Here is an 18470-nt window from a genome sequence, read left to right as displayed (position 1 = left end):
CCGAACACCCCAGCCCGATCAATAAGCAAAATTGCCCGTTTTATTTGGTATATGTGCGGTTCGAATCTGCATAATGCAACTACCTATAAATACAATTGCGCCATTTTCTGCCAATCGCTGACCTGGTGCGCCCGCCCATCCCAAATGTACAGTTCATGGGGAATCTGTTTATCATAAAGGGCTGAGCTTAGGGTTACGTTGCTACCCAGAAAGGGATCTTCGGCCCCGATGGTCATCACGATCTGAAGCCGACGGAGGGATTCGAGCAGGACGCTATCATCCAGATTGGGCAAAAAATGATTAGGGCTATGGAAGTAGATCTCCTCGTCATAGTAATCGTCAAACAACCCGCGAAACTCGCCCACCGGCTCAGACAAATTATACCGTCCGCTAAAGGCAACCACTTTAGCGAACCAGTGGGGATGCCGGAAAGCGATATTGAGCGCGTGGTAGGCACCAAGGCTACACCCATGTGCAATCAGGAACGGCTGCGGGTTTTTCAGGCGGGAAAGCGGCAGCACCTCGTTAATGATGTACTGTTCGTACTGGTTATGCCGACGAATGCGGTCGTGGGGATGCGCCGACCGGTTATAGACACTTTCATTGTCAACGCTGTCTACGCAGTAGAGTTGCAGCCAGCCGTTCTCAATTTTTTCGGCCAGCGTATCCGCCATTCCAAAGGATTCGTACTCGTAAAAACGGCCTCGTCGGGTTGGAAATACCAGTACCCGTGCACCCGCGTGCCCTAAAATCAACAATTCCATATCACGGTTTAGATTCGGACTAAACCACTTATGATATTCCCGGTGCATAACACTAACGTTAAGTACCTGTGAATTTGCAACGGTTAACCCGAACCTCATCCATTGGCCGGGTAAACAAATCGTTAAAAAATCCGACTCTGTTGCTGCAATGCCTGTTGCCAGGTTCGATAACCGGCCTGCGTTAGGTGCAGTCCATCCGATTCAAAAAATTCTGAACGGGGTTTGCCATCCGGTCCCAGCAAAGGCGTTGTCATGTCAACATACTGCCATTCAGGTACTTTTTCTAACTCCCGTCGAATCAATTTGTTCGTCGTTCGAATCTGATCGGCAATATTCCAGCGGGCCGGACTAAGCTTAACCGACAGAAAAGCCAACGGCACTCCCGGAAGCAAACGGGTCATTTTTTCCGCAAAAGCCGCAAAAAAGAGATCTACCTCTTCCGGATGCCGACCATCGCCAAGGTCATTGTCTCCGGCGTAGAAAACCACCGATTTAGGCGTTGCCGGCACTACCAGTCGTTCAAAAAACCAGGCACAGGCCGCTAGTGTAGAACCACCGAAACCTAGATTCAGCGTGTCTAGCTGAGGGAAATCCTGCGCCAGCGTTGTCCAGAGCCGAATGGATGAACTGCCATAAAAAACGACTTTGTTTGCGGGCGTGGGGAGGGCTATTCGTTTATTTTCGAGTTGTCGAACCTCGTCTTCGTACCAAATCATACTGCGTTATTTAACCGGCTGACTAAAACTTGTTGATGGGTTGGTTGCCGGTGCCCCGCCAGCCGAAGCGGCACTTGCCATCCACTTACGGATAATACCCGCCAATGGTCTGAACTCAATTAAAAATCCGTCGTGGCCGTATAACGAATCGATTTCTTCGTAGGTGGCATCTGGAATATGCCGGGCCAGAAACTGCTGCTCGGAGGGTGGAAAAAGCAGATCAGACCGAATTCCCACCACCAGCGTATGGCATTTCACCTGCGCCAGCGCGTTGAGAATACTGCCCCGGTTCCGCCCAACATTGTGCGAATCCATTACTTTGGAGAGCGTCCAGTAGGTAAAGGCATTAAAGCGCTCCACCAGTTTTTCGCCCTGGTAGCGCTGATAACTGGCCGATTTGTAGCCATCGAGCTGCTCATTATTGTCGAGTGCCTGCGTAAAGCCATAGGTATCGTAATTTCGGTACGAAATCATGGCCATAGCCCTGGCCGCTTTCATCCCGGCGGCTCCGGCATCGTCGCGCTGTTCGGACCAGGTTGGGTCGGCTTCGATAGCCATTCGTTGGGCTTCATTGAACGCAATACACCAGGGCGACGCAATGGCACTGGCGGCAATAATCACCAGATTTTCGATCAGGCCGGGTTGTAGAATGGCCCATTCCAGCGCCTGCTCTCCCCCCACCGAGCCGCCAATACAGGTGTGAATTTTATCAATACCCAGTTCCTGCCGCAGCAAATCCAGAGCCGCCACCATATCCCGGATGGTAATCATCGGGAACGTACGATAAAAAGGTTGACCCGTTTGAGGGTTTATCGACAAGGGTCCGGTAGATCCGTAGCACGAACCGATCACATTAGCACAGATAACAAAATTAGTGGCTGGATCGTAGTACTTGCCCGAACCAACCATACCGCCCCACCAATCGCCGGCATCCGCATTCCCGGTTAGGGCGTGACAGATCCAGACAACATTCGACTGATCGCTGTTGAGTGTGCCGCGTGTGGTATACGCCAGCCGAAACCCCGGCAGGCTCTCCCCTGATTCGAGCGGGAACGAATATTTGTAATCGAAATAAGAAAGGTCCAATCGAAAAAAATTTGTGGTTTACGATGTACCATTTACCGGCAACGGCTCAACGGCACATCGTAAACCAAACCAAACACTAGGCTAAAACCGATTCGGCAATCCGGGCGAAAGCCTGCTCGAAGTCAGCTTTAATATCATCAATGTGTTCGATGCCCGCCGAAACCCGGAGCACACCCACTTCAACACCTGCGCTGGCCTGCTCCAGTTCGCTCAGCTGCTGGTGCGTAGTAGCCGCCGGGTGGATAATCAGCGTTTTGGAGTCGCCAACGTTGGCGAGGTGGCTCACCAGTTTCAGGCTGTTGACAAACTCATTGGCAGCATCATTCCCGCCCTTTACTTTGAAGGAAAAAACGCCCCCGAATCCGCGCTTGAGGTACTTTTTGGCCAACTCATGGTAAGGGCTGCTTTCCAGACCCGGATAGTTCACCGCTTCTACCTGCTCATGCTGCTCCAGCCACTGGGCCAGTGCCAGGGCATTCTGCACGGTACGATCAACGCGCAGCGAGAGCGTTTCCAGTCCCTGCAACAGCAGGAATGAGTTGAAAGGGCTAATGGCCGGACCGTAATCGCGCAGGCCTTCTACGCGGGCACGAATAATGAACTGAATGTTGCCAAATGGCCCACCCACCCCGAACACATCGCTGAACACCATGCCGTGGTAGCCTTCCGAGGGTTCGCTGAACTGCGGAAACTTGCCATTTCCCCAGTTGTAGGTACCCCCATCGACAATGACTCCGCCGATACTCGTGCCATGTCCGCCAATCCATTTCGTAGCCGACTCCACAACCACGGCTGCACCGTGTTCGAGTGGGCGGAACAGGTATCCACCGGCACCAAAGGTATTATCGACGATCAGGGGCAAATCGTGTTCCTGAGCGAGGGCTGCAAAGGCGTCAAAATCTGGGATGTTGAAGCCTGGATTACCAATCGTTTCAAGGTAAATTGCTTTGGTATTTTCGTCGATCAGCTTAGCGAACGACTCAGGTTTATCGCCATCGGCAAAGCGGGCTTCGATGCCGAGCCGTTTGAAGGAAACCTTAAACTGGTTGTAGGTTCCACCGTAGAGGAATGACGTGGTCACAAAGTTATCGCCCGCGCTCAGGATGTTGCTTAGCGCAATGAACTGGGCTGCCTGCCCTGACGATACCGCCAGTGCTGCCACGCCCCCTTCAAGAGCCGCCACGCGCTTCTCGAACACATCGGACGTTGGGTTCATGATCCGGGTATAGATGTTCCCAAACGCTTTCAGCGCAAACAGATCGGCCCCATGAGCCGAGTCATTGAATACAAAGGATGTGGTTTGATAAATGGGGACCGCCCGCGCATTGGTGGTGGGGTCGACCTCCTGGCCAGCGTGTAGCTGGAGTGTATCGAAATGAAGTTGTGACATGTTTATGAATGGTTAACGGTTTTATTGCACTGGATTTCGTAGTCGACGCTGGTAGTGCTGGCGTTGTTTCCAACAACAGTAACCCTTAACTAGCTGGCGAATAAGTGCATACGACAAACCATCCCGGTTTTCGTAGCGGAGAGTGGGGAAATCTGTTATGCCCGAAAAGGCCACTTGGCCGGAGGCATACACTGCTGAAGGTAGAGCATGATTAGTACCGATTTATAGTTCCTAAATGTATTTAGGCAGGAGTTAGCACCTTGCCATGTGGTAGGTTGCCAGCGGTTCACAGAGCCTGATCTCTCCCCGCTTCTTTATAAATCAATGCGCGCCGAGAATGGTAAATGACGCGTTGCAATGACTTGATGCCGCAAGTATACTAGCCAAACCGTGCGAATCCAAACAGCTCGGCTTTTTTCTGCTCAACCTGTTTTTTTTAGCACGGTAACTAATTTCTCCGTCTATTAAGTCAAATCATTGTTTTACTTTTGCAGGCAAGACACCTGCCGCATGAATCAAACGTATCGTTACAACCGTGAAAATGCCACCCGAGTGGCCGGAGTCACGTCTTTAAAAGATGCTATCGGGCAGTTATTGAAAGCCTACCAGTTGCAGACCCGTTTCAACGAAACCTATCTTGAAGCATTCTGGGGTCGTATGATGGGTCCAACGATTGCATCCCGTACGAACCGTCTCTACGTTCGCGACCGCAAACTTTACATTGAAATTGCGTCGGCCCCCCTGCGTAATGAGCTCGTCAACGCCAAGCAGAAACTTATTCAGTTAGTCAATAAAGACATGGGTACAGACGTCATTGACGACGTCGTCTTTATTTAGGAAAAGGCGCATTCAGCCTCGTTACGGTACAATTTTGTCAGAAGGTGATCAGTAAGCTCCGGCGCTCCTGTTGCAGGGTAATCGGTTCGTTGATAAACTGTGCCTTCAAGCCTACCCGCTCACATACGGCCAGCCACTCGGCCTCGGGTATTATCAGAAATCCGTTTTCTTTCCGCACACTATGGTAGTTCGAGAAGCGAAGGCGAACAAGTAGTTTCAGCGTAGCGATCAATTGTCCTTGTAAAAGCGACCGTTTCATAATACCCCAAACGTCGCTTAAAAAGCTCTCCCCCACCATCAGATCGCATACCAGGGCACGGGCTCCCGGAGCCGCTACGCGCTTGATCAGTTGCAGAAGCGCTTCTACTTCGCCGATATTCCGGTAATACTGCACAACGCTCATCACAATGATAACATCGAATTGCCGATGGACGACCGGGCTGAAATTCAGATAATCGTTGGGATCAAGATCATGAAAGAACACATTAGGCGAGTCAACGTGCCGGGTGCGGGCTATTTCGTTGTATCGTTTGGATATATCCAGACCATGTATTTCAGTCACGCGGTGGTGCCAGGCATCTTCCAGGTTACCCGGCCCGGAGCCGATGTCCAACACCCGATGTGTTTTCGATAAAGGAATATGCGTTTCGACGCGCTCCAGAAAATAATTGAAATTCGTTGACATCGACTCATCGAATTCATTTTCCTGTTGCCAGAAATCAAGCCATGTTAAGGCCATTCAAGAAGTAGTTAAGGTAGGCTGAATAATACTCGTCAGGAATTGATTGTGCGTTGAGATCAGGCTTGAGAAGCGGTCTGGATGGGTACTGTTGCCGGTGTGGACGGCATTGGTTTCAGGGTGTGCATGAGGTAAAGGAGCCGAAACCAGATGAGGACACAGGGCAGGGCTTTCAATGCGTAGGGCGTTACCAGTTGCTGACGCAGGAAGCGAGGAAAAATATCACTCGGCGATAGAACGGTCAGTACCAGACAGCTTAGCAAAAGCGCCCGATCCAGCCACGTTTGCGGGCAGTAGAACCACCAGATCATAACGCCCGTTACGGCGATTATATACGTAGGTGATTCGGCAACGGGGTTGAAAATAACCTGAAAAATCAGAATAGAAGCCAGCAAAAGCATTTTGAACCATCGCTCGCCAAACTGCTGAGCGCGCCGGTAAACCGTGCAAAACAGCGCCACGCCCACACCAATGATTGTACTTGTGCTGACATCGGGCGAGATGGTCAGATGGACCAATTTATGAATGGATGTATTGGCCCATTTGTCGTAGTCGGATTTTAGCATAAGCTGGGTAACCCAATTCTCATACTGCCAAACCAGCTGATCGGGCGAGGTGAACAGGAGCGGAAGCAGACCGAGCACAATTCCCCATAAGACCATGTAGGCCAGAAACCGAAGCTTTTGCGGATACAGCAGGAACAAAGCAGCCGCTACCAGACTGTAAATTTTGATGTTGAAGCCGACAATAATAAAGAAGGCAGCCCAAAACAGCTGTCGTTTTTCGAAACTGATGAAGGCAAACAGCGACAGCGCGGCAATGAGCGGGTTGGTTTGGCTGTTGACCAGGGAAGTGATCAGCTCCTGCATACTGAACCAATAGGCAACTACTTGCTGCGAATGGGTAAGGGGCATTCGGTAAATGGCATACACCCAGACGGCGGTGAACAGAAGGTGCCATAAGAACAGCCCTACCGAAAAAGGCATCGCAAAAATGGGCGCAAACAAGGCCGCAAAGGTGGGTGCATAATGGTAGTGATCGCTGTATTCGGCCGGATAGAGCAGGTATAAATTCTTTCCGTCGATCAGATGAGCAAGCGAATAATAGAAAATCCGATAGTTATTCGAGTCCATGTTGATAAGCGTTCGTATGCTTACAAACAGGGCGAGTAGCCCATAGATGCCAAAAATAAATCGGTCTTCACGAAAGAGTGGCCTTCTAAAAAATGACATCATAGGGTAACCAACACGCTGGAAAATAACTTACTGAAGACGCTGTACAAAATCGCCCATTGTTCTAAAATCGCCGTGTTGTTTCAAATAATGAAGCAGATTTTCGACCCGGTCGAGGAGTTCATCCCGTGAGTGCCGGCGCACATAGCCGGGAATTTTTTCATAACCCGCCAAGTCTGTGAACTCCCACGGATGAACATACAGGTTTAGAAACCCATCTGTCCGCAGGGTTTGGCGGCACAACTGTTTGTAATAGGCGAAGGGAAAATTTTTCAGGCTCAGCCAAAACAGGGGCAACCGAAGCGTCGGGGTAACCGATGCCGGAATTTGCCAGACGCCCGCTTCCTGAAACGGATGACGCGGCTCCCCCCAGTGATTATACCGGCCGGGCAGCCAGGTTGGATGTAACGATGAGTTGTACTGATAACCTGCCTGCTGCACATCGACCGGATCAACAAAGCCCATTCGAGCCCGTCGGAATCCGGTTACCGGCCGGTTAAGCAGCTCTTCGAGCGCCAGCCGGGACGTTAGCAGATCGGCGGGCTCGAAGGTGGTGTGAAAATAGCCGTGCGAAGCGATTTCATGCTTATTGGCAAGCTGCCTGATCAGGTCAGGCTCGTGAAGCGCATAGTTGGCCGTTGTAAACAGCGTGGCAGGTGTACCGAGCGCGTCGAATCGTTCGGCCAGCAAGCGCAACCCTTTTGTTGACACGGCTATCTGCTCGTCAAGCGGAATGTTATGACCAAACTCAACAGCCGTGTCGAATTCTTCTACGTCAACGGTGAATAAAATATTTCCTGAAGTTGATCCTTGTCTTTTGCCGGGGCTTGCCATGTCGTTACACTTTCCTCAATCTCGCTCGTATCGCCAATAATATAGGCGGGGCGGCCTTTCACCTCCACGAACGTTTTGCCCAAATATACGCCGATGATCCCAATCATAATGAACTGTACGCCCCCGATCAGCACCATCAGCAACACCAGCGTTGTCCAGCCGGAAACCGTAGCATCTGTAAAAAAATGTTCATACAATGTCTCTGCGCCGAATAGCCCGGCCATCAGGAACATCGTGAACCCAAGCAGAACAGATAAATAAAGCGGACGTGTGGAGAAGGACGTGATGCCCATAGCCGCCAGCTGAAGCATTTTCCGGAATGAATATTTCGACCGACCGGCATAGCGGGCGGCTGGTTCGTAGAGAATGCGGCATTGCCGGAAACCCACCCACGAAATAGCCCCGCGTAAAAACAGGTCGTTTTCTTTAAACTGCTTAAGTGTGTCGACCACTTTCCGGTCGAGGAGCCGGAAATCGGCTGCGCCGTCCTCAATTTTCAAGTTGGAGACATTGCGCAGCAACTGGTAAAAATATTTCGAGGTTGTCCGTTTGAACCACGATAGCTTAGGATCAGCCTGTCGAACGGTGTAGACAACTTCATAGCCCTCGCGCCACTTCTCGATCAGTGTTGGGATCAATTCGGGCGGATGCTGCAGGTCTGCATCAAGGCAAATAACAGCTTCGCCATGCGCGTTGTCGTAGCCCGCCCGCAGCGCCATTTGATGGCCAAAATTACGCGAGAAGGAGATGAACCGCACCACAGGATAAGCCTGACTTAATTGCCGAAGGACATGTCGGGTCTGGTCCGAACTGCCGTCGTCGACAATCAGAATTTCGTAGGATTCATACTGGTTCATAACGCCCATCAGCCGATGCACCAGTACGGATAAGTTCTCTTCTTCGTTGAAAGCGGGTACGACAAGACTAATCATACCGGAATAAAATCTCATGTTATTCACTATCGCTAAGGTCTGTTACGGGCAGATTCCCTTAAATTTCCGACCAAATTAAGTATTTATACTTAATTCCTAAAGAGCAGACACATAATTTTAATGCTAAATAAATATCTACTCCAGCCAAAAATCTTAAAGGCCTATATACTAGCACATTTCCAATATAAGATTATATTAATATTTTCATTTGTCAGGTTGTACCAGCGAAAGGCGGGCTGCTTCTAAATCTAACTCCTGCTCTATTTTGCGCAGAATATCGTCGTCCAACTGACTGTCTTTCCGTTGCTCGCCCAGTACAGTTCGTTCGATTGTCAGGAGTTCCAGCTGAAGCCGGATGGCCTGCTGGTACAGGTCGGCCGGGCGCTCAGAGACATTGGTTGCCCGAAGCATCCCGTTCAATTCGTTGATGCGCAATTCGTAGGTGTTCTTTACATAGCTCAGCACATCGTCATGCACAGATCCTGCCGAGTGGTTGGCTTCCAAGTGGGTAATTGCCTGTAAAGCCATCTTCTGTCTTAGCTTGCGTTCTTCTTTTTTCTCGTCAATCTTTTCCCTCACGCCCAGTTCATCAATCAACACAGGGAGGGTAAGCCCCTGAAATACCAATGTGCAAAAGATAACCCCGAACGTAATGAACAGGATTAAATCGCGCCCGGGAAAGGGCTCGCCATCAGGCAGTGTCAGGGGTAACGCCAGCGCACCGGCCAGCGATACAACGCCCCGCATACCCGCCCAGCTTACTACTGCTACCTGCTGCCAGCGAGGCTTGACTTCACGCTTCCGAATGCGGGCACTGAACCAGCGTGGCAGATAAGCCCCCGGAAAAACCCAGATGATCCGACACACAATGGCCACAGCGCTGATGAGCAGCGCGTAGTTAAGTGCCTGCGTTAAGGTGTACCCGTTTAATTCGGACACAATGGTCGGTAACTGCAAACCAATCAGAATAAAAACCAGGCCGTTTAGCAGAAAGACCATAACCGCCCACACCGAGTTTGTCTGTAACCGGCTTTCATACGTAAATACCTGCCCGCTACGGGCCGAAATAAACAGCCCCACCGTTACGACAACGAGCACGCCGGAAAGATGAAATTGCTCGGCAATCAGGTAAGAGCCATACGGGATGAGCAGCGTTACGGCCGTGTTGGTCACGGTATCCCGGCTAATGGCCTTATGGACCCGAAGCATTACCCAGCCAATAACCAGGCCAAGAGCACCACTGGCCAGCGCAATGCCGATGAACTGAAGGCCCGCCTTCCACAAAACGAACTGGCTGGTCAGGATCGCCACCAGTCCGTACCGGTAGATAATCAGGCTGCTGGCATCGTTCACCAGACTCTCCCCTTCCAGCACGGTCGTGATCCGTTTCGGAATATTCAGCCCTTTAGTTACCGACGATGCTGCCACGGCATCGGGGGGCGCGATAATGGCTCCCAGCAGATAGCCCTGCGCCAGTGAAAAGCCCGGAATAAACATGACGGAAACCAGCGCCACTACCGTCGATGTAAACAACACCAGCCCAACGGCCAGAAACGATACCGAACGACTGTATAACTTCAATTCAACATTATCGATTTGCCAGGCAGCAGCATACAGCAATGGAGGCAGGAAAATAAGGAAAACGACATCGGGAGATAAAATGACGGGGGGCAGGCCGGGTATCCAGCCAATCATCAAACCCGTAAGCACTAACAGAATGGGATAGGAGATTCGTAAACGCCGGGCAACAACAGCCAGTAAGGTTGTAATGCCCAGTAAACCGGTAATCGTTTCAATTGGGTGCATATCGTGAGTGGAGTAAGGAATTATTCAGGTTGAGCGATGAAGAGCAGGGCAAATTTGCAATAACTTTGTTTACCAGCCCCTTTCATCACAAACGCCGGCTAATAAACGAGAATGAATACGGCAAACCAACGCCTTTTCAACCAAACAGGAAAAGAGAGCAATTTAGTTGAACAGGAAGTACGACGAGACGACCTTGGTTTCGGTACCAAGTTAACAGATTCCCGTTCCCGACTTGTTAATCAGGATGGTACGTTCAATATCGTTCGTATCAACGGCACCCTTTGGGACCGGCTGAACATATATAATCGTCTCATTACCATGGGCTGGCTACAGTTCATGGGCTGGCTCGGAGTCTTCTACATTACGGCCAATACCTTCTTTGCTGGAATCTACATGCTGGCTGGCCCTGATATGTTAAAAGCAGCCAACGAGAAAGTCTTATATGGCCCTTTCTGGAAATGCTTCTTTTTCAGTTCACAAACGCTCACTACAGTGGGTTATGGCCATATTGCGCCAGACAGTTTCCTGACCAGTTCTATCGCAGCCTTCGAATCGATGATTGGCCTGCTGGCGTTTGCGCTGGCAACGGGTCTGCTTTACGGGCGCTTCTCGCGCTCGGTAGCCCACATCCGCTTTTCTAAACAAGCCGTTTTAGCACCTTATCTGGATGTTAACGGCTGGATGTTCCGAATCATAAATACCAGAAGCAACCAGCTTGTTAACCTGGAGGTGAGCGTGTCCCTATCGCGGCTGGAACCCAATATAGACGGATCCCTGTATCGAAAATACTACGGTCTGAGTCTGGAACGGAGCAAAGTAGCGTTCTTTCCCACCAACTGGACAATTGTTCATCCCATTACCGAGAAAAGTCCGTTATACGGCTGCACACCGGAAGAGTTGGAGCGTACAGACGCCGAATTTCTGATTTCTTTGCAAGCCCTCGACGATACCTTTGTCCAGAGTGTACATACCCGCTTCTCGTACCGCTTCAACGAAGTACTCTGGGGCTATAAGTTCCGGCCCATGTTCGATGGAACAGAAGGGATGCCGGTGAAACTGGATTTAAATAAACTGGACGATGTTCAGGAAGCTCCGCTGAACTAACCCCGGTTTCACTACCCTCCGAATGCCTCAATCAATACCATTAACGATAAATCAACTACCGTAACGTGATTTTACCTCCTTTTCTTTCCCCCGGCGATACCGTCGGTGTTGTTGCACCAGCCAGTTGGTTTCCGTATGAGGAGTTAGCCGAAGGGCTTCGCATTCTGCGTGAAGACTGGCAACTCAATGTTATTGAAGGCGCTAGTTTACAGGCCATCGACGGCCCTTTTGCCGGTTCGGACGACCTGCGCCGGAACGACCTGCAACAGCTTTTCGATAATCCCTCTGTACGGGCCATCTTTGCGGCACGAGGTGGCTACGGATGCTATCGTATTGCCGATGGCCTTGATCTATCGGGGTTAACGGCCAGTCCAAAATGGCTGGTTGGCTTTAGTGATGTTACGGTACTGCTCAGTTTACTGGCCAACCAGGATCTGGTTAGCCTGCATGGCCTGATGCCCCGGCAATTTGGCGACCCGAACCGGGCCGAATCGCTGGAATCGGTGCGGCAGTGGCTATTCGGCAAGTACCCAGCCTATTATGAAACACCAGCGCACCCGCTCAACCGACAGGGACTGGCTACGGGAACGCTGGTGGGCGGCAATCTAACTATGCTCACCAATTCGTTCGGCACCCCCACCGACCTGAACTACGCCGGCAAAATTCTCTTCATTGAAGATATTGATGAAACGCTTTTCTCGCTCGACCGTATGATGAGGCAGTTTCAGCGGTCCGGGCGGCTGGCCGAGCTGGCAGGCCTGGTGGTAGGCCAGTTTACAGACATGCGTGGCAATCTGTCCCTGCCGTTTGGCAAAGGGGCTTATGAAATTATTGCCGATACGGTAGCGACTCACCACTACCCTGTTCTGTTCGACTTCCCGGCCGGACATGTCGATTATAACCTGGCCCTTCCCATTGGCAAACTGGTTGAGTTGGTCGTTCAACCCGAATCAGCCGTCCTGAATTTTAGCCTGTAAGCTATTATGCCTATCCCCTTTTCTGAGGCTGTTGTCTGGATTACCGGTGCCTCTTCAGGCATTGGTGAAGCTATTGCGCTGGAAGTAGCCCGGCATGAAGGCGTTAAATTAATCCTGTCGGCCCGGCGACAAGAGGAACTGGAACGGGTAGCCCAACAAACCGGACTACCGGCATCCGATCTGCTCATTTTACCCTTGGACATGAGCCATCCAGACGATATGGCTCCGGCTGCAGACGCTGTCCAGCAACGGTTCGGCCGGATCGATTACGTTTTTCAGAACGCCGGCATTACACAGCGGAGTTCGGTGGCTGATACCGACTTCCTGTCGTATAAGCGCATTATGGAAGTCAACTTCTTCGGGATGATTGCCCTTACCAAGGCGGTTTTACCGCTCATGCTAACACAGGGCAGCGGTCATTTTGTGGTAACCAGCAGCGTTGCGGGTAAACTGGCCACTAAACAACGATCCGGTTATTGTGCCAGCAAACATGCCCTGCATGGGTTTTTCGATTCGCTCCGCGCCGAAACAGCTGAAGCGGGTCTGCGGGTCACTCTGGTCTGCCCCGGCTATATACGTACACCTATTTCGGTACATGCTCTCGGAGCTAATGGCCAGCCGCACGGCAAAATGGATGAGAATCAGGAAAAAGGCATGCCCGCCCCTGAATTTGCCCGGCGACTGCTGCGAGCGGTGTTACGCGGGCGAGAGGAATTATATATTGGCGGTAAAGAAATTTATGGTATTTACCTCAAGCGGTTCTTCCCCGGATTGCTGTCCAGGATAGTAAGGAAATAGTGGAGTGGATGAAGTAAGCTCGCCACTCCACCCACTCCATTACTTCACTATTTTCCACTCGCGGTGAGTTCTTTAACGGCCACGCCTTTGCTGGCGTGTTCCATGTAATCGACCGTTAGGTGGCAGAGTGATTTCATTCCCAGCACAAAACAAGCTTCGTCAATCTGAAAGTCAGGCGTGTGGTGCGGAGCAGCCTCCTCAATTTTCTTGCCTTTGGTCATGCCCCCGAGGAAGTAGAAAAATCCCGGTACTTTTTGCTGAAAGAACGAGAAGTCTTCGGCACCTGTTTGGGCGGGTGTTAGTCGAACATTGTTTTTACCGGCCAGGGCTTCCAGGGTTGGGGCCATCTGGTCGGTCAGTTTGGGATCATTGTACGTAACCGGATACATGACGTTGATTTTTACGTCGGCTTTAGCCCCGGCGCTCTCGGCAATATTGGTTGCAATATCATTGACACGCCGATGCACCAGTTGCTGCGCTTCGGGGCTGAACGTCCGGATCGTACCGATCATGTTGGCCTCTTCGGGGATAATATTTTGCCGTATACCGCTATGAAGCGCCCCAACCGTCACCACGGCGGCATTGTCGGTAAGGGTAACGTTACGGCTCACAATCGTTTGCAGACCCATCACAACCTGAGCGGCCGTTACGATGGGGTCTACCCCCGACCAGGGAGCGGCTCCGTGGGTTTGCTTTCCCTTAATTTTGATCGCATACTCATCAACAGCGGCCATGGTTGCACCGGGGCGGTACTTGATGGTACCCACTTCGGTCTGTGAATTGATGTGCAGACCAAAAATGGCATCGACTTTAGGGTTTTCGAGAACGCCTTCCTTAATCATCAGGTAAGCGCCCCCTTCCTCTCCGACCGGGGCACCTTCTTCGGCGGGTTGGAAAATAAACTTAACTGTACCGCGTAAATCGTTTTTAACCGATGCCAGCACTTCGGCGGCTCCCATGAGCATCGCCACATGGCTATCGTGTCCGCAGGCGTGCATAATACCCGTTTGCTGGCCATTGTACTCCGTGCGCGCTTCTGATTTAAACGGCAAATCGACGCGTTCCGTAACAGGGAGCCCATCCATATCGGCGCGCAGGGCAACGACGGGGCCTGGTTTTCCGCCTTTCAGTAAACCGACAACTCCGGTTTTACCGACGCCCGTTTTAACCTCCATGCCTAATGATTGCAGATGGGCGGCAATTTTGGCCGCTGTTTGAAACTCACGATTGCCTAGCTCAGGGTGCTGGTGAAAATCCCGGCGCCAGGCCACTACCTTTTTTTCAAGACTTTCGGCCGTTTTATCCATCCGGGTAGTAAGCGCCCCCGTTTGCCCAAATGCCGTTTGGGCAGCCAGACCTGCCAGGAGTAAAAGGCGACCACCAAGTTGATGATGACTCATAGAAGTTAGTTTATTATAGGGTTTTACTAGTAAGAAAATAGGTATTTCAGAAGCAAGCCAATAGTATATACTGGCTTAGGCTGGCTTGACCTTATTTTATTGCCTCTAACTTTTCTAACAAAAGTAGCTTATCGCCCTTTAAAAGCTTCATCGTCTTACCAACATTCATCAAAATAGCAGCGGACTTACACAGGAAACCTTGTGATAGCAAGCTGGCAGAAAGACCGTCACTGAATAATAGAGCGACGCTTTTACCAATTCCAACAAACTAAATAGCCTTCTGAGTAGTAATTAGGTGCGTCAAACAGTATAATATTGTAACCTTTAAAAATATAAAGTAAATAATTTTGAAATAAAAGTGAATTATATTCTATTTATATTTTTCATATTTTCATAATATACATCAACTAACTCAACTTACTACTAAGTTTGTATATGTTTTTTTACAGTGAAGAACAAGAGCAGACTATTAAGTCACTTTTCTCCTTCCTTGACAAGCTCTTATCTAGTCTTAAACTAAGTCAAGGTGCCGGAAGAGCCCGGATAATGATCATTTGTTATTAGCCAGGTTCGATTTGCTACTATTGACATGAAAAAAATATTACAGCTATGGTTTGATAGCTCTTTACAGGGAGTCGCTTTTCTGAAACCAAAACGCAGAGGTAAGACGATCAGCTTCTACTACCAACTGGTTAATACCCGATTTGCGGAGTTACTGGGAAGAACGCCCATTGAGTTTACCCGGCAACTTATCGGTAATCATCTTCCTTTTATTACCGAAACGGAGTTTGCCCAAAAGGTGCTCACAGTTTTCCAGACGGGTGTTTCGCAGGAATGTCAATACGATCAGCCAAACGGAAACCGACGTTTTTCCCTGACACTAAACCGACTGGGGAACCAGATCGTAGTGAATCTTCAGGAACTGAGCAGTCCGGAGCAGGCAGCGCCCCTAAGCTTGACTGCCATACCACAGCCTCCCGCCATAATTGATAGCAATCAGCTTTTGCATACGGTTATTCACAATAGCCCAATTGCATTAGCTCTCCTGCGGCCTGTTTACCAGAATGGCTGCGTCATTGACTTCCGCTACCTCATCAGTAATCCCTCAAATTGCCTCCTCACCGGGTTTAGGGAGGACGAAATGTTGTGTAATTCACTGTTGCACTTGTTTCCGCATCTGGTAAAAAACAGCGTGTTCAACAGACTGGTTGATGTGGTTCAAAATGGCAAAGCTCAGTACTTTAATTTACGCGATGAATTAGAGCCCGGCCCTTTCTGGGGCAATTTTTCGCTGCTTCCGGTGGGCACAGATGTTCTGTTGAGTATCCAGGATGTTACCCACCTTAAAGATATTGAAGAAGAACTTCGGCAAACCAATCTGCAACTGGAGCAACGGGTAGCGGAACGTACAGCCCAGGTTCAGCAGTTGTCGGCACTCCAGCGGGCCATCCTGACCTATGCCGGTCAGGCCATAGCGGCAACAGATACGCGTGGCATCATTCAACTGGTCAATCCAGCTCTGGAGACCCTGACCGGTTATCGGGCCGATGAACTAATCGGCAACGTCACGCCGGGCGCTCTGCGTGAACCTGTTTCCCACCAGATTCAGCTTAATCAGCTCAAGTCCGGTGTAGATGATCCTTCGCTGACAGGTGAACGTTTAGTGACTGCTTACGTACGCAAGCACAATTTCTTACGAAGGGAAAATCTTCTCCTGACGAAAGACGGTAAGCGAATTCCGGTTCTCTCGACGGTAAGCGGCCTTTATGACGAACGGAATGCGTTAATAGGCTTTGTGGATATTACCACAGACATTACCTATCTCAAGAAAATTGAAGAGGCCCTGCTGCATGCCCAACAACGGAACGAATTAGCCATAAAAGCGGGGAAACTGGGCATATGGGAGTGGAACTTGCTTACCGATGAGCTTGAACTGGGAGCTGATTTTTATACATACTTCAATCTGCCTGATCAACCTTGTTTCCGACGGATCAATGAAGCAATACTCTTCATACACCCCGACGATCTAGCCCATGTGCAAGCGTGTATCGAGGAGGTTAAACGGGGTAAGAAACGGTTTAATCTCGAATTCCGTATTATTCTACCCATCACAAAGGCAATTCATTTTCTGGTGGTAGACGGTCTTCGTCTTCATAATGACTGCGATTCTGTTCAGCGCATGGTTGGGGTAGTTGTGGATCGAACAACGCAGCGGCAATCGCAGTATGCCCTTCAGGAAAGCGAACGTCGGTATCGGACGTTAGTTAATACCATGAAGGAGGTCGTCTTTCAGACGGATACGGAGGGAATCTGGACTTATCTGAACCCGGCCTGGCAGGAGATTACCGGTTTTAGCAGAGAGGAATCGATAGGAAATATATTCCTTGATTATCTACTGCCCGAAGATAAGGCCCGAACTTATGCCCTCTTTGAGCCGCTCATTACCCGGCAACAACCCAACAGCAGGCATGTAGTTCGTTGCATTCATAAAAAGGGCGGCTATCGCTGGGTAGACGTGTTTGTGCAGATAACCGTCAATGAGCAGAACGAAGTAACCGGCACTACCGGTACCCTGACCGACATCACAGAACGAAAAAAGGCCGAGCAGGCGCTCCAGGAAAGTGAGCAGCGATTCCGGCAAATTGCCGAAAATGTAGATCAGATTTTCTGGATAACAGATATCAGGGAATTCAGATTTTTGTACGTTAACCCAGCCTATGAAAAACTAAGTGGTGTGTCTGCAGAAGAACTGTATGCAGACACGCTTTCATTCACAAAAATGGTTGTGGAAGAGGATCGGGCTGCTCTATTTGCGGCCTTTAACGAACCCAATACAGATAATATCCTCCAATTCAGGGTTTACCACCGCAATGGCAGTATTCGCTGGCTTAGTGCCCGCCGGTTTACCATAAACAACGAGGAAGGCATCCCTACCCGCCGTATCGGCGTTGCTACCGATATCACAATGGCTATGGAAAAAGAGCAGATTCTGGAAGAAACACTAAGAAAGGAACGGACCTTAAATGCCTTGAAATCACAGTTCATTGCTACAGCTTCGCATGAGTTTCGGACCCCGCTGGCGTCTATTATCTCCAGTATTGAATTAGTCAGGTATTACGCCAATCAACACCAACCGTATTCGGTTACCCCGCTGATCAATAAGCATTCGGATACGATTTCGAAGCAGGTGATGGCTTTAGATGAATTGATTGCTGATACACTGACCATTAGTAAAATTGAAGAAGGCAACGTTAAGGCGCAGCTAGAGTCAACGGATATAGTCGCGCTGATCGAGGAAGTAATTTCGTTAAATTTTGCCAGTCGTGAAGACAAGCGATCTGTAGAGTTTGAGGTAACCGGCCATGTGGTACCCGTGCGCATCGATCGAAAGCTGATGACGCATGTGTTCATGAATCTGCTATCCAACGCCTTTAAGTTTTCGGCTAAAAACCCCAGGCTGGGCGTCCGTTTTGCTCAGCAGGTCGTTACGATAACTGTCTGCGACCAGGGCCTGGGCATCCCTAAAAAAGATTTGCCCCATCTGTTCCGAAAGTTTTTCAGAGCCGGCAATGTGAGTCACGTAAAAGGAACCGGTCTTGGTTTAGCAATTTGTCAGGAATACATCAACTTACAACAGGGCCTCCTTGAAGTAGATAGTACAGAGGGCGTTGGTACTACGTTTACAATCACGCTCCGGCTTTATCAACAGCGAGCTGCCTAGTGGCTCACTATCACCTTCCTATATAATACATATACATAATTACTTAAATAGGGCATAATAGTAGAAATAGTCAATTTTATGTGTATATACATATAAATTAACGTTAATATGTATTTACACATAAACTCTTGAAC

The 18470-nt window shown here is 49.9% G+C and carries 15 protein-coding genes and 1 riboswitch; of the genes, 5 read left to right on the top strand and 10 right to left on the bottom strand.

The window, feature by feature from the left end; translation table 11 throughout:
• Positions 1-83 precede the first annotated feature (83 nt).
• The 4 genes from ACYVJM_RS15605 to ACYVJM_RS15590 all read right to left on the bottom strand — a co-directional run bounded on the left by ACYVJM_RS15605 (position 84) and on the right by ACYVJM_RS15590 (position 3956).
• Positions 84-812, bottom strand: coding sequence for an esterase family protein (locus ACYVJM_RS15605; protein ID WP_461149159.1), 729 nt, complete (start codon positions 810-812; stop codon positions 84-86).
• Positions 813-886: 74 nt separating this feature from the next.
• Positions 887-1480: an SGNH/GDSL hydrolase family protein gene (locus ACYVJM_RS15600; RefSeq protein WP_461149158.1), complete on the bottom strand. Its 594-nt coding sequence runs from the start codon at positions 1478-1480 to the stop codon at positions 887-889.
• Positions 1481-1486: 6 nt separating this feature from the next.
• A complete protein-coding gene (gene metX, locus ACYVJM_RS15595; RefSeq protein WP_461149157.1) occupies positions 1487-2566 on the bottom strand; it encodes a homoserine O-acetyltransferase MetX in 1080 nt (359 codons plus the stop codon).
• Positions 2567-2642: 76 nt separating this feature from the next.
• Positions 2643-3956 carry an O-acetylhomoserine aminocarboxypropyltransferase/cysteine synthase family protein gene (locus ACYVJM_RS15590; RefSeq protein WP_461149156.1) on the bottom strand — a complete coding sequence of 438 codons (1314 nt, stop codon included), beginning with the start codon at positions 3954-3956 and terminating at the stop codon, positions 2643-2645.
• Between the two features lie 219 nt (positions 3957-4175).
• Positions 4176-4279, bottom strand: a riboswitch (SAM riboswitch).
• Positions 4280-4466: 187 nt separating this feature from the next.
• Between ACYVJM_RS15590 and ACYVJM_RS15585 the strand changes: the two genes are divergently transcribed.
• Entirely contained in the window at positions 4467-4793 is a 327-nt protein-coding gene (locus ACYVJM_RS15585) for a DciA family protein (protein ID WP_012924833.1), read from the top strand.
• A gap of 37 nt (positions 4794-4830) precedes the next feature.
• On the opposite strand, the gene ACYVJM_RS15580 is transcribed toward ACYVJM_RS15585, so the two are convergent.
• From ACYVJM_RS15580 to ACYVJM_RS15560, 5 genes are all read right to left on the bottom strand, one after another.
• A complete protein-coding gene (locus tag ACYVJM_RS15580) occupies positions 4831-5532 on the bottom strand; it encodes a class I SAM-dependent methyltransferase (RefSeq protein WP_461149155.1) in 702 nt (233 codons plus the stop codon).
• A 59-nt stretch (positions 5533-5591) separates the two neighbouring features.
• Complete coding sequence (locus tag ACYVJM_RS15575) at positions 5592-6665, bottom strand: glycosyltransferase family 87 protein (protein ID WP_461149154.1); 1074 nt, start codon at positions 6663-6665, stop codon at positions 5592-5594.
• Positions 6666-6794: 129 nt separating this feature from the next.
• On the bottom strand, positions 6795-7598 hold the full coding sequence (locus ACYVJM_RS15570) for a polysaccharide deacetylase family protein (protein WP_461149153.1): 804 nt from the start codon (positions 7596-7598) through the stop codon (positions 6795-6797).
• Positions 7535-8548, bottom strand: coding sequence for a glycosyltransferase family 2 protein (locus tag ACYVJM_RS15565; protein WP_461149152.1), 1014 nt, complete (start codon positions 8546-8548; stop codon positions 7535-7537). The genes ACYVJM_RS15570 and ACYVJM_RS15565 overlap by 64 nt, the downstream gene beginning before the upstream one ends.
• Positions 8549-8734: 186 nt before the next feature.
• Positions 8735-10336, bottom strand: coding sequence for a Na+/H+ antiporter (locus ACYVJM_RS15560; protein ID WP_461149151.1), 1602 nt, complete (start codon positions 10334-10336; stop codon positions 8735-8737).
• A 111-nt stretch (positions 10337-10447) separates the two neighbouring features.
• Here ACYVJM_RS15560 and ACYVJM_RS15555 point away from each other — a divergent pair, with 111 nt between their 5' ends.
• The 3 genes from ACYVJM_RS15555 (at position 10448) to ACYVJM_RS15545 (ending at position 13215) form a co-directional block, all read left to right on the top strand.
• Positions 10448-11440 (top strand): ion channel, encoded by a 993-nt coding sequence (locus tag ACYVJM_RS15555; RefSeq protein WP_461149150.1) that lies wholly within the window; start codon positions 10448-10450, stop codon positions 11438-11440.
• Positions 11441-11505: 65 nt separating this feature from the next.
• A complete protein-coding gene (locus ACYVJM_RS15550; RefSeq protein WP_461149149.1) occupies positions 11506-12417 on the top strand; it encodes a S66 peptidase family protein in 912 nt (303 codons plus the stop codon).
• A gap of 6 nt (positions 12418-12423) precedes the next feature.
• A complete protein-coding gene (locus ACYVJM_RS15545; protein WP_461149148.1) occupies positions 12424-13215 on the top strand; it encodes an SDR family oxidoreductase in 792 nt (263 codons plus the stop codon).
• Positions 13216-13262: 47 nt separating this feature from the next.
• Here ACYVJM_RS15545 and ACYVJM_RS15540 read toward each other — a convergent pair whose 3' ends face one another.
• Positions 13263-14615, bottom strand: a complete 1353-nt coding sequence (locus ACYVJM_RS15540) for an amidohydrolase (RefSeq protein ID WP_461149147.1) — start codon at positions 14613-14615, stop codon at positions 13263-13265.
• Between the two features lie 589 nt (positions 14616-15204).
• Here ACYVJM_RS15540 and ACYVJM_RS15535 point away from each other — a divergent pair.
• Positions 15205-18336, top strand: a complete 3132-nt coding sequence (locus ACYVJM_RS15535; protein ID WP_461149146.1) for a PAS domain-containing protein — start codon at positions 15205-15207, stop codon at positions 18334-18336.
• Positions 18337-18470: the final 134 nt, after the last annotated feature.

The organism is Spirosoma pulveris, assembly GCF_054781875.1.
This window is presented reverse-complemented; position numbering and strand designations above follow the sequence as displayed.

What these genes read in the sequence shown, in the direction of transcription:
- ACYVJM_RS15605 (WP_461149159.1), bottom strand. Translation starts at nt 812, where the DNA reads ATGCACCGGGAATATCATAAGTGGTTTAGTCCGAATCTAAACCGTGAT.
- ACYVJM_RS15600 (WP_461149158.1), bottom strand. Translation starts at nt 1,480, where the DNA reads ATGATTTGGTACGAAGACGAGGTTCGACAACTCGAAAATAAACGAATA.
- ACYVJM_RS15590 (WP_461149156.1), bottom strand. Translation starts at nt 3,956, where the DNA reads ATGTCACAACTTCATTTCGATACACTCCAGCTACACGCTGGCCAGGAG.
- ACYVJM_RS15585 (WP_012924833.1), top strand. Translation starts at nt 4,467, where the DNA reads ATGAATCAAACGTATCGTTACAACCGTGAAAATGCCACCCGAGTGGCC.
- ACYVJM_RS15580 (WP_461149155.1), bottom strand. Translation starts at nt 5,532, where the DNA reads ATGGCCTTAACATGGCTTGATTTCTGGCAACAGGAAAATGAATTCGAT.
- ACYVJM_RS15575 (WP_461149154.1), bottom strand. Translation starts at nt 6,665, where the DNA reads ATGGACTCGAATAACTATCGGATTTTCTATTATTCGCTTGCTCATCTG.
- ACYVJM_RS15570 (WP_461149153.1), bottom strand. Translation starts at nt 7,598, where the DNA reads ATGGCAAGCCCCGGCAAAAGACAAGGATCAACTTCAGGAAATATTTTA.
- ACYVJM_RS15565 (WP_461149152.1), bottom strand. Translation starts at nt 8,548, where the DNA reads ATGAGATTTTATTCCGGTATGATTAGTCTTGTCGTACCCGCTTTCAAC.
- ACYVJM_RS15560 (WP_461149151.1), bottom strand. Translation starts at nt 10,336, where the DNA reads ATGCACCCAATTGAAACGATTACCGGTTTACTGGGCATTACAACCTTA.
- ACYVJM_RS15555 (WP_461149150.1), top strand. Translation starts at nt 10,448, where the DNA reads ATGAATACGGCAAACCAACGCCTTTTCAACCAAACAGGAAAAGAGAGC.
- ACYVJM_RS15545 (WP_461149148.1), top strand. Translation starts at nt 12,424, where the DNA reads ATGCCTATCCCCTTTTCTGAGGCTGTTGTCTGGATTACCGGTGCCTCT.
- ACYVJM_RS15540 (WP_461149147.1), bottom strand. Translation starts at nt 14,615, where the DNA reads ATGAGTCATCATCAACTTGGTGGTCGCCTTTTACTCCTGGCAGGTCTG.
- ACYVJM_RS15535 (WP_461149146.1), top strand. Translation starts at nt 15,205, where the DNA reads ATGAAAAAAATATTACAGCTATGGTTTGATAGCTCTTTACAGGGAGTC.